Raw genomic sequence first — 15,264 nt, 5'->3', positions numbered from 1 at the left:
GCCGTTAAGTTAGATTCCAACGAGCCGAGTTCTGGCGAGTGATCCGGATCCATGTTTTGCTATGAAAAATATTGTAGAAAAACTTGACCTAACCCGCAACGAAGAACCAAAAGCAGCGTAACCGATAAGGGTTTTTGCGGAATACGATCAGCGCCCCAAAGCGGCGCGATAGAGGGAACTATGCCTAACCAAGCTAATCTCTTCGTTACAGAAGTTGCAGGCAATCTTGAAGCTGAGAAGCAAACTCGGGAGATTGCGCGACGTGTTCTCACGACAGAAGCGGAAGCTTTGATGGCTATGGCGGATGATCTGCCGACAGATTTTGAGTTGGCAGTAAACTTGATTCTTTCCAGCCGGGGGCGAGTGATAACGTCCGGGATGGGCAAATCCGGGCATATTGCGCGCAAAATCGCTGCTACGCTCGCTTCGACAGGAACTCCCTCTTTCTTCGTTCACCCCGCCGAAGCGAGTCACGGTGATCTTGGAATGGTGACAGAGGAGGACGTCTGTCTTCTCATCTCTAATTCCGGTGAAACGTCGGAATTGGGAGATATCACCGCTCACTGTGTCCGTTTTGGTATCCCGATCATTGGCATTTCAAAGAATAATGAAAGCTCTCTGATGATGGCCGCCACATGTGAGCTCACTCTTCCGGCAATGCCAGAAGCGTGCTCTATCGGTATGGCGCCGACGACATCGACGACGTTGACATTAGGGCTGGGCGACGCCTTGGCAGTAGCTCTGATGGAGCGACGAAAATTCGATCTGGAGCACTTTCGTACCTATCATCCTGGCGGCAAGCTAGGAGCACGCTTAGCAACCGTTGATCAACTGATGCACTCTGTGAACGGCCTTCCCCTTGTGGACGTAACTGCCATGATGTCGGATGCAGTGCTGGAAATGACTGCTCGTGGATTTGGATTCGCTGGCGTTGTCGATGATAGCGGACGCTTGATCGGGGTAATTAGCGACGGCGATTTACGTAGGAATCTGTCGGGATTGTTGGAGCGTAACGCGTTCGAAGTCGCGAGCAAGAATCCCGTCACCATATCTTCGGGTACATTGGCAGCAAAAGCATTGGCGACATTAAATGAACATAGCATTAATGTTGCATTTGTCGTTGATGACAGAATGTTTCCTCTAGGTATTGTCCACGTGCATGACTGTCTTCGTGCTGGAGTTTCATAATATTAAAAGGTCAATTTTATGTCTTTGAATAAGATCGTCAATATCGGTGACATAGTAGTTGGCGGTAATAACCCCATATTCCTTATAGCTGGACCTTGCCAACTTGAAAGTCATGCTCATGCACGCATGATGGCAGAGAAAATTCTTGAGGCGTGTGAACCCACGGCTACGAAATTTGTCTTCAAGGCGAGCTACGATAAGGCGAACCGCTCATCCATTAAGACCCAACGTGGGTTAGGGATGGAAAAGGGGCTCGAAATTTTGGGACGGATCAAAGATGAGTTTCACCTGCCAATCATAACAGACGTTCACGAGTCCAGTCATTGCGCAGTTGCTGCACAAGTGGTCGATGTCCTGCAAATCCCCGCATTTCTCTGCCGTCAGACGGACCTATTGGTCGCTGCGGGGGAAACGGGCAAAGTAATCAATGTGAAAAAAGGCCAATTTCTCGCACCGTGGGACATGAAAAATGTGGCCGACAAACTGGCGTCTACCGGTAATGAACAGATTATGCTGTGCGAACGCGGTACGTCCTTTGGTTACAATGCTCTGGTCACGGATTTTCGCGGTCTGCCGACAATGGCGGAAACGGGTTACCCCGTGATTTTCGATGCCACTCACTCCGTGCAGCAACCCGGCGGCCTGGGTTCGTCATCCAATGGGCAGCGCGAGTTTGCGCCGGTTCTGGCCCGTGCCGCCTGCGCTGTGGGGGTTTCGGGTTTGTTCATTGAAACTCATGAAGACCCAGATAACGCACCATCTGACGGGCCGAACATGATTCCCGTGCATCAGATGAGGGATTTAATCGAATCCTTGCGGGCATTCGACGCCCTTCGCAAAAATCTTTAGATCCATCAAAATATCATGATTATTCCATGCGGTCTTGTTAATTGCGCACCGAAAGTCCGCTACCGGAACGTGGCGATTTCGACCGATCAAGATGAGTTTTCAAAGCAATAATCTTCGAATTTCATCTAGCTCACGGCCTGGTCGAGGAGGACAATTGAAATCTCGGAAGATGATTTTCGATGCCAGCTGAATTAGCCAATCGGGCACGGCGCAGAAAAGAGGATAAATCAAAAATTATCATGATCCAAAGCACAACATCCCCGCACCGCAAATCTGTCTGCTTCATATCGGAGACCGGCCGTGTCGAGCGCCCCCTGCAGGATCCTTCGGTTCGTTACCGTTGCTATCATCCTGCCGAATTGCTCATCGAGGCAGGGCATTACTGCTCGATCATATCGGCGCCAAAATTCTACGAGAATCCTAATCTGGAATCAGACGTACATATATTTCATCGCCCAAACATGGCGCGGGCAGGTTTCGCCGACGTTATCCGACTTTTGCGCAAGCAGGGAAAGCCAGTCATAGCCGATTATGATGACCTGATTTTCGGCACTCCAGACATCGCTCTTGAATCGTCAGCCGTTAAAAATGGGACCCTTACGCCGGACAAAGCTATTGCCGCTTTTTCCAGCAATCTCGCTGGTTTAAGGGAATTTGACACGGTGACTACTTCCACCGAACCGCTTGCGGACAAGGTAAGGGAATTTAATCCAGGCGCGCGCGTTCTGGTCGTTCCTAATATCGTGCCGCCATCCATTTTGTCTGTTCAGAGCGGTTTCGAAACCCATTTGCGGACACGATCGGCGACGACGATTGGTTATTTCGCCGGAACGAAGAGCCACGACCGAGATTTCCCCGTGGTTGAAGCGGCATTACACAGGGTTTTGGCCGAAAATTCCAATCTATCGCTTCTAGTCGTCGGGCCCGTCGTCGTTCCGCGCGCAATCGCATCGCTACCTAACGTAAGCACCGCGCCGGTAGTCAATTATCTTAGGCTTCCTAGTCTGATGGCCATGTGCTCCACCGTCATCGCTCCACTAGAAATGAGCGCCTTCAATGCCTGCAAATCGCGTGTCAAATTTCTTGAAGCCGCGCTCAGCGGCTGTCGACTCGTTGCCACCCCGATACCGGATATGCAGGTAATTGGCTCAACTCACCTAACGCTCGCAAACAACTGCGATGATTGGTACGAAGCGTTGTCTGAACTCCCCAACACGAACCAGAGACGCGAATTGGCGATACGGAACATGAATTTTTTACAAGAAAACATGAAAATTGACGGTTTGAAGAAATTCGGAGAATTATGATGAGAGTGCTTCTTTATGTAGAACCTCACCCCATCCGGAACAGCCAATCTCATTTCGATGACATTGCTCGGCGGTTTCTTCCTCTTCTATCGTCAGACACCAATTTCGACGTACGCATGTTCGCAAGTAATGGGACCTTGCAAAAGGTCGGACAAGAGAAAATTGCTCCATATCTTGCTAGCATTATTCGCTCCACGCAGGAAGAGGAAGATCTTTTTCAGAGGCATATGCTCGATTGGCACAAAGAGGGGATATCCTTGTGGAGCAATCTTCTCGAAGGCAAAGGCTATATTACGGAAAATTATATAAAAATTCTCCGCCGTATTTGGTACACTTTCCCTTTTGACGTCATCGTTCACTGGGGCGAGAACGGTGCTGTAACGCGCTTCATAGAGGAATATCCTGTCACTCGAATCGCTATGGAGTTAGGGTGCACGCGGGCACCTTTTTTTGAATCTGCGATCATGGATCCATTTGGAACAAACGGCGCAAGCGTCGTGCCTAAACTAAAAATATCAGATATTCGGGAAATTGTGGGCGGACATGAAATGTCTAGCCACGAGGCCGTGATGGTATATTCTCAAAATCTAGAAACTGTTCCTTACGAACAACAATTTTCTATGATGTCGAGCGATATTAGTAAAAATCTATTTAGTAGAGATCGGTTGGCGTTTCTGCCGTTACAGTTGTACGACGATGCAAATCTTCTGCGTTTCTCTCAATATAAGACGTTGACTGAAGTTGTTCTTGATGTAGTTCCGAAATTGGCGGAAAATGGTTACACTGTGATCGTAAAGCCGCATCCAGCATCGAAGTTTAGGCCAAGTGCCGCGGTTGCAAACGCTCTCGCTCAAGCATCTATAAAAAGATGGTCTCAGAACGTAGTTTGGTTGGATCGGCAAGATAGCTCTTTTTCAAATACGCATCTAATAAGAATTTGTGATTTCGTCGTAACGGTCAATAGCTCGGTAGGGTTTGAAGCACTATATTTTGATAAACCCGTCGTTGTTATGGGTGACGCTATTTACAAGCCAAAAGAATTATTTCCGACTATTGATGACGTGATTTCTTCAAATTTTGACGAAGAATTTTATCGAAAAAACATTGGTTATTTGAGGCGATATTTTCTTGGTGGGTACCTACAGCCGGAATATATTCGGTCAAATAAAGCACTTTTCTGCGAGCGTATTAGCTTAATTCACGGTCTTCACGAGCAATATCCAAATGATCCACTTGGTTTTGCAAGGAATTATTGGAGATCTATTTCTCCTGGGTGGCAATCCTTGAATCGTGGCACTATGTTTTCTGGCAGGTCTAAGCCTGGAGTTGGTGAATTTGGCGTTCCCCAATTGCCGTTGGAGTCCGGCAAAATCAACGTTGTCGCGACTGATGGTATTACGTCGGATTGTGCGCCATATTTGATGGCCACTCTTCGATTTATTGGGCTCTCAAAATCGAAGGATCCAGAAAGCTTCGCAGACTGGTTGCACGACCTTTTGTCTGAACAAGGTGGAATTGAGCAGTTCGTTGACGTCGGTGACTTTCTCGATTCAGAATTTTATCTGAATTCTCATGAAGATCTCAAGCTGGCAGACGTTGATCCGAAGGAGCATTTTCTTTCTTGGGGGTTTGCCGAGGGGCGTGTTGCCCATCCTTCGCTTCCAGCTAGTTCAATAGAGGATGCTATTAGCTGTATAATAAGGACGGCAAGCCTCATCCTTAGCAACAACCCATTGCCCGATTATCCGCTGGATCAGGATCAGGAAATGGAAAGGCAAGCTCAAATTGAAGATATTTCGCGGTCTCTCAACGAAAGTTCTCATAAGATTGCTGTTGTGGCTCACCTATATTATGCGGATTTGGTGCCCGATCTACTTAAAAGACTAGAGGCAATCACTGAGCCGTTCGATTTCATCGTAACATTACCTGATTGGGGTACCCGGCGTATCGTCGATATGGTGAGATCTTCTTATCCTGATGCGATATTCTACAGATCAGCAAATCGAGGGCGTGATATTGGTCCATTCATGGACCTTCTACCTATCATTATTGCAAAAGAATATGACGCGTTGTTGAAAATTCAAACTAAGCGTGGATACTACATCGCCGGTCGCTACATTCCGGAACTAGGTGACTTGTGGCGTGAAGAAACATTTAGAGAACTATTAGGGAGTCCTGAAAGAGTCACAGAGATTATTTCTTGTTTAAGAAATAATTCTGATGTTAATATGGTAGGGCCAAGAGCATATTATATGTCACTTGAACATTACCCGTACCATGATCAAGGTTATCTTGCGAGAATATTATTTGGCGAAAGTTCGGGGGCGGGATTTTTTGCAGGAACAATGTTTTGGACGAGACCAAAATGCTTGAAAAAGATTTCCGATATTATTGGTCTTACCAACTTTGCGCCAGAGACTGGCGCGAATGACGGTGCAATTGCTCATCTAGTAGAGCGCTTCTTTGGTCATGCAGCATCCCTGCACGATGGGCGCATTTATGGTGCATCAAACGAAGCCAATGATGGCCTGTTGCCGGATTTGGAGCCAAACGCCACGCGTATCCATGACCATTTAACGCAATCTTTGCGCGTCCGGAAGGAAGAGAGGGAAGTTTCTCGAGAAGCGTTGGTCTGGTAAATCGCTCAGGGAGCGTTTGAGAATGTGACAATGGTGGGTTGAATTGGGAGTTCGCTCTGCACTGCATGAGTGCATGTGCGGCGCCAAGGGTTTCTTGGAGATATCCTAGCGGTACCTGTTGAGATCGCCCACCGTCGTTTTTGAATGAGCCACCTAGTAGACGAAAAAATCACCTGTTTTGGGGTAACCCAAACTTGGATTGAAGTTATTATAGAGACGCCGATTATGGAAAATGAGGAGATATCAAGCTTCCATAATGAGCTTGATAAACAAACAATTTTTGGGCCTTCTCATGCCATTCGATGGTCTTGGCATGTCCGTGACGACGTGGTGCCCTGTCAGCTTCCCAGTGATCAAATCATTGGGCTGGGTGGCGCCCCAATATGGTCCGGGACCTTACTGGACAAGGCGTCGTCTAGAGCAGATGAGCAAGCCGTTTTCGGCGTCATGGTGCCTGACTTTCGATTCGGAAACGGTATTTGCCTCGATCCACTGGCCCAATTTGGATCGGTCGTGAGAGATGGCTTTCTGGGTATAGACAGCAGGGCGATGACCATCGCTCATGATCGAGCCATGCTTGATCGTGGCATGGCTGGGATGGAGGAATGGCATCGCCGTTTCGGTAAGCGGGTACGCTATGTTCTTTGGTGCCTTTTCGGACGCCAAGTTCATGATCGAATGGCAGGCAAGCATATCAGCACCGGGGTTTATCGCCATCCTGTTTTTAATTACAATGATGTGGTAAATGCCTTTCCTTATCTCGACATTGTGGATCTATCTTCGCTTCTGAAATGGCCAATACATGAATTGCGGCGACTCTATATCGATTCAAGTTCTCATCCGTCGCAGATCGGCTATTTATTTTTGGACGAAGTTCTTGTGAACGGAGGAGATGTTGTCAAAGCTTATGAGGAATCCGTAGCTGAGGTTGAAGGCATTCTTCACGAAATGGCGAATCGCGCCCATCAGGCGAAAGGGCGAAAAATCTTGCTGACCGGTCAATCGGTGTGGCTGGACACATTCATGGCCTACATGGGCAGTCAAGGCGTCGAAAAGCTTGCAGGCGCAGGTCTCATCGTTGCCCCGCTCAATGCAACACCGGGCCAACCCTCCATCAATCAGCTAAGCCGCTCTATGAATTTGGACGATTGCGCCGTAGTGGTGATGTCCGCTGGCGGAATCGATCTTTCGAGTTCGCTGGCTCAGGCCTTTGACACCCATTCTGATGCATGGAGAAATATTCGCTGCATTGATTGGGAAAGTGCCACCATTCCCGCGATCACCGGCCGGAGCGAAACGCCGCAATTTACGAAAATCAATTTATCCCTGCCGAAAAGCGACGCCGCCATAGTGCCGGACCTGATCCCGTCCATGGTAGAACAAGGGCCATTGGGTATGCCGTCCTGGACCGGTATCCTTCATATTCTGGATTTGATCGCTTCTCAGAATGTGTCGACGGTAGCTTTGTCATCTGTCCGAGATGCACCGGCGACAGGGCCGGCCGGCGCATACCGGGTCGAAAATGATGTTTTGCTGACGGAAGACGGCGTTGCTTTTCTGATCGGCGGCAATCATTCGGTTCTCAAATATGCGACGGGAGAACTCACCCCGGCGCAAAGCTCTCTGGATGCCTTTGCGGACAATATGGCGGCACGTCAGGAACTGGCCGACAGATACCAGATTCCTTACGCGCACGTCATTTTCCCTGACAAGCAATCGGTAAATCCCGAAGCGTTTCCGTTTCAGCCGGTTCACCGGTTGGGAGAGGTCTACAGGGAGCAGTTGCCTGCCCCATTGCGGAACCGGGTGCTGTATCCTGCCGACATGCTGCATGGCGAAGCCGATCCCAGCTTTCTGGCGCTCGACACGCATCTGACCGACCATGGGTCGCTCGCGGTGTTGAGGTTGATGCTTCAGATGACAGGTATCGAAGCGGATCATGCCCTGAGCCGCATCCGCCGCCGCATCACGAAATTCCAGCGTTGGTCCGGGGATTTGGGCAGTAAATTCACTCCGGCGCTCCATCAGGAGGGATTGCTGCTGGACCCGGACTGGCAAGTGAGCGATTTTCGCAGCCCCGGCGGGTTCAACGACGGCATGGTCGATATCCTGCTCAGCCCGGACGCGCCGGACAATCGCACGATATTGTTGTTTGGCGATTCCTTCTTCCGAATGATGCTCAAACATATAAGCGCCGTATTTACCCGGGTCATATGCTTGCGCACCCGCTTTCTTCATGAGGAAATGATTGCGCTGATCCGGCCGGACATAATCTTCACGGGCAACGCAGAACGATATCTGTCGATGGTCTCACCCGATACGGAAGCGCAGGCCTTTGCCCTATATCCGCATCTCAGGAACGCTTCCGACCTAGCCTTTGACCGCCCTTTTCTTGACGCATGGGCAGCCGTTACGGCACCGCGATCTTCGCATGCCCGGCGCTTCGCGCAACAACTTGGCATTCTACCCGCACGCTAATTCCTCAAAAGCAGAGATTGGTCTATGACTGACCTTATCGTGATCCCCGCCCGCTACGGGTCCAAGCGCTTTCCCGGGAAACCGTTGATGGACATAGCCGGGCATAGCCTAGTTGCCCGGGTGATCGACGTGGCGATGCAGGCTGCCGCCCAACTGAATGATGTCGACGTTGTCGTTGCCACCGACGATGATCGCATTGCGGCTCATGTGGAGGCCTTGGGTGTTCCGGCTGTTATGACCGCCAGCGACATCAGTTCAGGCACCGGACGCGCGCTGGCCGCAGCCCAATCCTGCGCCACGCCGCCTGGGCATGTGGTCAATTTGCAGGGTGACGCCCCATTTGTTCCCGTCGATGTGGTCAGCCAGTTGATGCAGGTGGCGCGGGAGGCAGGGGAGGCGGTCGTGACGCCCGTGACGCAACTGGACTGGGACGATCTTGACGCGCTGCGCCAGCATAAGGTCGCAGCCCCTTTCAGCGGGACGACCTGCGTTCGCGATGCCGATGGCCGTGCGCTGTGGTTCTCCAAATCAATCATCCCAGCCATTCGGGATGAAGGAAAATATCGTGAAACCGCGCACTTCTCGCCGGTTTTCCGGCATATTGGCCTCTATGCCTACAGCCTGCGCGCTTTGGAGCTTTTTGAGGATGCTCCAGAGGCCAAGTATGAGAAACTGGAAGGGTTGGAGCAACTCCGCTTCTTCGAACTGGGCATTCCTGTCCAGACCGTGAAAATCGACCGTCCCCGAATTTCGATGAGCGGCATCGATACGCCTGAGGATGCCGTTCTGGCAGAACAGATGATCGCCAGATTCGGAGATCCATTTATGGGCGTGATGCGGTGATGCGCAGGCTGTTCATCGTTCGTCACGGCAACACTTTTGGTCCTGGAGAGCAGTCGCGCCGGGTCGGCTTCCGCACCGATATTCCCTTGGTCGCTTCCGGAGAGGTACAGGCAGCCGCGCTTGGCGCATGGTTTGCCAAAATGGGTATCTCGTTCGACCGCGCCTTATCCGGCCCGTTGATACGGACCAGACAGACGGCCGACGCTATCCTGTCCGCGTCCCCTGTGCCCTGTACCTTGGAGATTTCCCATTTCCTTGCCGAGATAGACCATGGACCGGACGAAAATGGGTTGGAAGAAGAGGTGATTGCGCGCATTGGGCATGATGCGATCAGGCAGTGGGATGAACTGGCGCACCCGCCCGAAGGATGGATCGTGGATGCCGAAGCAAGAATTGCGGCATGGCGCGATTTCTTCTCGGCAGAAACGTCCGAGAATGTCCTGCTTGTTACCAGCAATGGCGCAGCGCGCTTTGCACTACTGGCTGCTGAATGTTCCGGCCGCCTCGACTCCCTCAAGCTTCGAACCGGAGCTTATGGAGAGATCGTGCAGACCGGCCCGGGGGATGTTCGGATAGAAAACTGGGATCAACGCCCTCCTTCATAAAGGTCGACGATTGACGGGGCAGGATACAAAAGCGGCGTTGCCAGTTTAACGATCGCTATATCGAGCCGATCATCAGGGGTGAGGCGCCCCTGCTTTGTGCGTTTCGTTCTCGAAGGAGGCGGACGCTCCACGAGAGGATGGATCGCATGCCATTAGTCTTTGCTCTAGCCGCCGCAGCAGCAGCGACCTCGCCGGGCGCCGCCGCCTGCAGCCCGGCCGCTTACGCCGCCCTGACCGCTCCCAAGGACACCAATGAGAAGCCCTATGTGCTGTCATGCAGCGTAACTCTTAAAAAGGGAGATAATATTCCGCGCAGGATATTGTTATTGGGCGGCGAAGCAACTGGCGTTCAGATTGACTGCAATGGTGGTGATGTCGGATATAAAGGTATAGTAGAACTGAAACGTGGCAATGGTATGAAAAGATTAAGTCCTTTCGATAATCCAACTATAATGATTGCTACGAAGAAAAAAGATGACTATTGGTCAACTCCTTCTGGTATATCTATCCGGCGATGTAATATTCATGGAAATTTGAGAACATCAGCTGTTTACTATGAAAGTCTATTATCTGAATCTAGAAAGCCAAATTTCACAAGGTTTTTACAAAAAAATGCTCCGCACAGCATAAAAGTTTCTGATTCATCAATAATTGGATACCAGCATATCCCTCTCTATATTGGGCCGGGAACTACGGAATTTATTTTTGAGAATTCCAGGATATCCGGAAATGGTGAGGCTGCGATTTATTTTGACCTAGAGTCTGGAAAAAATATCATAAAAGGCAATAATTTTGATATAAAAACCGAAAGAGAAATTGTTGCAGTAGACGGATCAGCAAATAACGTCATTTCAAATAATTTATTTAGACTATATCGGTTTGATGCCATCCATCTTTATCGAAATTGCGGAGAAAGTGGTATTATCAGGCATCAATCTCCTAGCGGAAATATAATTTACAATAATAAATTTTATTCTGAGGATAATAATATTAAGATGGTTGTCGTTAATTCGAGGACGGGTAAAATGGGAATTGATCCCGCGAGAAGTCCAAAAATTTGTGATCTTGATAAGGGTTTCAAGTTCGGTAGCAGCAAAAATGATGATGATGAGGGAAAAAATAACAGTATACGGGGAAATAAGTATTATTTATTATAAATGAAATTTTTCATTCATGGTAATTTGCATGATAAATTCCGAAACAGATTTTTCTTCTATTACGTGGACATTTCGAAAGGCGGAATCAAATCTTATATTTGATTACGTTAGATTGAATGGAGACGGCAGTATCAGCGGTATTCCCGAGAATCTTGGCGTCAGCTGGTTCATTAATTCGGGGATTCTGATGTTCCGTGCCAAGGACGGTAACGTCCGAATCGGCTTTCGAGATCATTTCATCAAGCCGCCCCATCGCTTCCACCGGGGGTGGGTGCCTATGGCTCATGCACTATACACGGGCCCGGATGAAGTGTACGAAATTTTCCCCGATGGCGCAGATGTAGGTTTTCTGGCGCGATGGACAGCCTATGCTTTACGCAACCATCCCAGTGCTAGTCGTTACGATATCGGCGCTTACACCTATGGCATTCCGAACATACTCCAGGGGGGGGATGCGGGGCTAAAAATCGGACGCTTCACGTCCATAGGCCCCAACGTCACTATTGGTTTGGGTTATCATCGGACCGATAGCGTCAGTACCTATCCTTTTGCCACGATCCACCAGATGAGCGGCGACTGGCCGGCAGCCGATGGACTGGCTGACCACACCCATAATGGCGATATTAGGATCGGCTCCGATGTTTGGATTGGCGCTAACGCCTATATCGGGTCGGGCGTAACAATCGGGCATGGTGCCGTGATCGGAGCATCGGCAGTCGTCACCAAGGATGTTCCGGCCTATGCCATAATGGGCGGCAATACAGCCGGCATTCTACGCTATCGCTTTTGCGAGGATCAGATTGCGGCTTTGCTGGACATCAAGTGGTGGGATTGGCCGATAGGGATCATAAGTGCTAACCTTCCGCATATCTGCAATGAAAATGTCGATGACTTCATCCGGTTCGCGCGAAGGTGGGAATTGGACCGCTGAGAAAAAACCAAGCCCCCGTACGACCTTCACAAGACTGATGCGTATAACGCCTGCAACCGTGCCTGATAAGGTTGGTCGGAAAATTTGCGCGCCTGAATGACGCCGGCAGCCTTGAGATTGGCTCGCAACGCCGTATCCGCGTCGATTTTTTCGATAGCAGCCCTGATATCCTGAACATCATAGGGATCAACCAGCAGGCCTGCGTCGCCGATGACCTCCGGCAAGGAACCGGTAGTCGATCCGACGACCGGAGTTCCGACTTGGATCGCTTCTAGTGCTGGCAATCCAAAGCCTTCATACAAAGAGGGCAGCAGCACAGCCTTGGCGTTGCGGATCAGGCGAAACAAAAGTGGTCTGGGAAGATAATCCAGCTGTCTGATACGATCGTCACTGACGATGTGGCCATGCAACTCCAGTTGCCCTCCGGAGTTGGCCGAACCCGACATGCCCCAATTACGCGCCGTCACCAGCACAAGGGGCGATTGCGCATTGCTGATCGCATAAGCCTCGACGATGCGCGCTAAATTCTTCTTGGGATCCACAGCTCCGAAAAACAGGAAATAATCCTGCGGCTCCAAGGAGAAAAGCTGCCTGATCATATGCGCGTCCTCGATGGAACTGGCATCAGCCAACATCGGGGGAACCGGGCTGCTCTGAAACGTATTGATCACCGCCGCCTCATTTACGGGAAATCGGTGAACAATGTCATTCCTGCTTGTTTCCGACACCGTACAGATCGCATCGGCTGACCGCACGCATTCTTGAACGAGTTTAAAATAAAAATTTTTATCATCCAGCGTCGTGTAAGGCATTTTCAAAGGAACAAGATCGTGAATTGTGTAAATATTCTTTGCACCCTTCATCGATACCGGAATCGGATAAGTCCAATGAACAATGTCCGGCGGATTATCGACGGAAATTTTTAAGAACCTTCCGAAGTACTGAAAATGCCACCGCGCCGCTTCAAAAAGATGAGCGCCAGACCACACCTTGTCAAAGACTGGCACTCTCTCTGCCAAGCTCGTTTTTTCCGTCCGATTGCTGACCTCCACTTCGTGCATGCGCACCCCAAGCAGCGAACGCATTTTTTCCCGACGGACCCGTGCGTGCCGCTGCTTGCGATGCTCCACCTTCTCGCGCCCAATCGCGTCGTACAGCATCGTCTCACGAATGGCCGGATCGCGCCCGACATCAATTCCGAAAATGCCTTCTACCTCATGCCCCATTTGTCTCAACATTGATGCCAGGGTGAAACCGTAATTGGCCACACCCGTACCCTTGGGCATCGCGAAATTGAACCCGTCCAACGCTATTCTCAGATGGTTCGGTCGGGACATGTCAGACATTGGTACTTTCATTTATCAACAAGCGAGTGCGGCATAGAGAGCCTCTATTCGCTTTGCAAAGCCAGCCTGAGAAAACTTCGACACCTGAAGCGGGCCAGCCCGTTCGTAATACTGTCGAAGCGCCTCGTCAAAAACCAGACGGCGGAACCCGTTCGCAATGGCATCGACATCTTCAGGGTCGACCAGCAAAGCGGCCTGCCCGGCCACCTCCGCAAGTGCGCCCCGATCAGAGGTCAGAACAGCCGTTCCCGCCGCCATGGCTTCTGCGACTGGGAGCCCGAAACCTTCCACCAGTGAAGGAAATACAAGCGCCAGTGCATGGTGTATGAGACTGTTAATAACGATTTCCGGCTGATGGGGCAGGCAGAATATGTTGAGATTTTTGTCTCTATACTGGTGATGATCACCGACCAGTACCAAAGGCACATCCGCCCCTCCGATTGAGTGCGCCTCGACGATGCGATCAATATTTTTCCGCTTCTCTCCCGATCCGACGTAAATAAAATAGTCTTTCGAACGAAGGCTGAGCGGCAGAGGCGCGCCGGCTCCGGCCGGCCGGACCGCAACGCCGCAATTTGTCACTCGATCAGCGGGGCATCCTGTGACCCGAATGATCTCGCTGCGCGCATGGTCTGACACGGTTACGATATGATCTGCCTGTCGCATCACGATATCCAACAATTTCGCGTGGCGCTCCGCATCCATCGGCGTCAATTCCGGATGGGTCATCGGTATGACGTCATGCACGGTATAGATGTTGACCCAGCCGTCAATACGTACCGGTAAAGGCAGGGACCAATGAACGAGATGCCGCCTGCCGGACGTCTCGGCCACTGTCGGTCGAAGGCTAGTCATCCTGAAATGCCTGCGGAATCTCGCTGCAGCCAGTCGATAGATATCTGCTGCATAAAGGTCATTCTCCCCAATGTCTGACTGCCTGAGTGCAGGCTGGCTATTGCAGAATCGGGCCACCAATGATCGCTTCGATATCGTTACAATGTTGTCCGACCTGAAGTGCAGCGCGCAATCATCGTCCACGATCAAACTCGCTTCTGGCTGAAGCGACAATTGTGCTTCACGCAGCTGCGCCGCATAGGTTGCAATGCCGGAACCGGGCCGGTTCAAGATACGACCGTCCATCGCGAGCTTTATGCCTTTGAGAATGCTCATACGGGCGCTATAGCCTATGCTGATCGCGGGCCAGCCAGAATTTTGAATGCCTGCTGCTTTGAAAATGATCGAGCGAAAAAATGATCAGGTTTGAAAACGTAACAAAGATTTACAACAGGCATCATTTTACAAAGACAGTATTCAGCGACCTGAGCTTTCAGATAAATCCTGGTGATAGCCTGGCTGTTTGCGGCGCAAATGGCGCCGGCAAATCCACCTTGATCCGGCTGCTGGCGGGTATCGAGCAGCCAACCAGAGGCCGGGTCACCAAGACCATGACCACATCGTGGCCGATCGGATATGCAAGCAGCTTCGATCGTGGATTGACGGGCGCCGACAATGTCCGCTTCATCGCGCGTATCTATCAGTATGATGAAGATCAAGTGCTCGATTTTGTTGAGGAATTTGCTCAACTCGGCCATTATCTGCACCAGCCCGTCTCAACCTATTCTGCGGGCATGACTGCGCGACTGGCTTTCGGCGCATCCCTCGCTATCAAATTCGACTGCTATCTGATTGACGAGGTCACGGCTGCCGGTGATGCGAGGTTCCGCCAGAAAAGTGAAGACGCGCTGCGCGAACGTCGCGACAACGGCACTCTGGTGATGATTTCACACGATCCTTACACGCTTCAGGCCTATTGTAACCGGGGTGCCGTGCTCTATGGCGGCACCTTGGCTTTCTACGACAGCGTTGAAGAAGCTTGCGAAGTTCATAATGCGCTGCAAATGAGGTCTTCCTAGAGCATGTC

12 protein-coding genes are annotated in these 15,264 nt (G+C 50.7%); 10 read left to right on the top strand and 2 right to left on the bottom strand.

Annotated elements, in window-relative coordinates:
• Positions 1–180: 180 nt before the first annotated feature.
• The 9 genes from A0U87_RS16185 to A0U87_RS16145 all read left to right on the top strand — a co-directional run bounded on the left by A0U87_RS16185 (position 181) and on the right by A0U87_RS16145 (position 11,997).
• On the top strand, positions 181–1,188 hold the full coding sequence (locus tag A0U87_RS16185) for a KpsF/GutQ family sugar-phosphate isomerase (protein WP_137405733.1): 1,008 nt from the start codon (positions 181–183) through the stop codon (positions 1,186–1,188).
• A gap of 18 nt (positions 1,189–1,206) precedes the next feature.
• Positions 1,207–2,037 (top strand): 3-deoxy-8-phosphooctulonate synthase, encoded by an 831-nt coding sequence (kdsA, locus tag A0U87_RS16180; RefSeq protein ID WP_137405732.1) that lies wholly within the window; start codon positions 1,207–1,209, stop codon positions 2,035–2,037.
• Positions 2,038–2,216: 179 nt separating this feature from the next.
• Positions 2,217–3,344 carry a glycosyltransferase gene (locus A0U87_RS16175; protein ID WP_137405731.1) on the top strand — a complete coding sequence of 376 codons (1,128 nt, stop codon included), beginning with the start codon at positions 2,217–2,219 and terminating at the stop codon, positions 3,342–3,344.
• Between the two features lie 137 nt (positions 3,345–3,481).
• Positions 3,482–5,983: a rhamnan synthesis F family protein gene (locus A0U87_RS16170; RefSeq protein WP_206366607.1), complete on the top strand. Its 2,502-nt coding sequence runs from the start codon at positions 3,482–3,484 to the stop codon at positions 5,981–5,983.
• A gap of 225 nt (positions 5,984–6,208) precedes the next feature.
• Positions 6,209–8,461, top strand: a complete 2,253-nt coding sequence (locus A0U87_RS16165; RefSeq protein ID WP_137405729.1) for a hypothetical protein — start codon at positions 6,209–6,211, stop codon at positions 8,459–8,461.
• A gap of 24 nt (positions 8,462–8,485) precedes the next feature.
• A complete protein-coding gene (gene kdsB, locus A0U87_RS16160; protein WP_137405728.1) occupies positions 8,486–9,304 on the top strand; it encodes a 3-deoxy-manno-octulosonate cytidylyltransferase in 819 nt (272 codons plus the stop codon).
• The gene (locus A0U87_RS16155) at positions 9,304–9,909 is read left to right on the top strand and encodes a histidine phosphatase family protein (RefSeq protein ID WP_137405727.1); all 606 of its coding nucleotides are present in this window, start codon (positions 9,304–9,306) and stop codon (positions 9,907–9,909) included. The genes kdsB and A0U87_RS16155 overlap by 1 nt, the downstream gene beginning before the upstream one ends.
• A gap of 146 nt (positions 9,910–10,055) precedes the next feature.
• Positions 10,056–11,066 carry a right-handed parallel beta-helix repeat-containing protein gene (locus A0U87_RS16150; protein WP_137405726.1) on the top strand — a complete coding sequence of 337 codons (1,011 nt, stop codon included), beginning with the start codon at positions 10,056–10,058 and terminating at the stop codon, positions 11,064–11,066.
• A gap of 28 nt (positions 11,067–11,094) precedes the next feature.
• Positions 11,095–11,997 carry a CatB-related O-acetyltransferase gene (locus A0U87_RS16145; RefSeq protein ID WP_206366606.1) on the top strand — a complete coding sequence of 301 codons (903 nt, stop codon included), beginning with the start codon at positions 11,095–11,097 and terminating at the stop codon, positions 11,995–11,997.
• 26 nt (positions 11,998–12,023) lie between these two features.
• On the opposite strand, the gene A0U87_RS16140 is transcribed toward A0U87_RS16145, so the two are convergent.
• Together A0U87_RS16140 and A0U87_RS16135 are read right to left on the bottom strand one after the other, a co-directional pair.
• On the bottom strand, positions 12,024–13,343 hold the full coding sequence (locus A0U87_RS16140; protein ID WP_240700579.1) for a glycosyltransferase family 1 protein: 1,320 nt from the start codon (positions 13,341–13,343) through the stop codon (positions 12,024–12,026).
• A 15-nt stretch (positions 13,344–13,358) separates the two neighbouring features.
• Positions 13,359–14,513, bottom strand: a complete 1,155-nt coding sequence (locus A0U87_RS16135) for a glycosyltransferase family 1 protein (RefSeq protein WP_137405725.1) — start codon at positions 14,511–14,513, stop codon at positions 13,359–13,361.
• Positions 14,514–14,593: 80 nt separating this feature from the next.
• Here A0U87_RS16135 and A0U87_RS16130 point away from each other — a divergent pair, with 80 nt between their 5' ends.
• Complete coding sequence (locus tag A0U87_RS16130) at positions 14,594–15,256, top strand: ATP-binding cassette domain-containing protein (protein WP_137405724.1); 663 nt, start codon at positions 14,594–14,596, stop codon at positions 15,254–15,256.
• Positions 15,257–15,264: the final 8 nt, after the last annotated feature.

The organism is Sphingobium sp. MP9-4 (genome assembly GCF_005281675.1).
Lineage (GTDB): Bacteria > Pseudomonadota > Alphaproteobacteria > Sphingomonadales > Sphingomonadaceae > Sphingobium > Sphingobium yanoikuyae.
The sequence above is the reverse complement of the archived record's forward strand: the minus strand, read 5'-3'. Positions and strand labels throughout refer to the sequence as shown.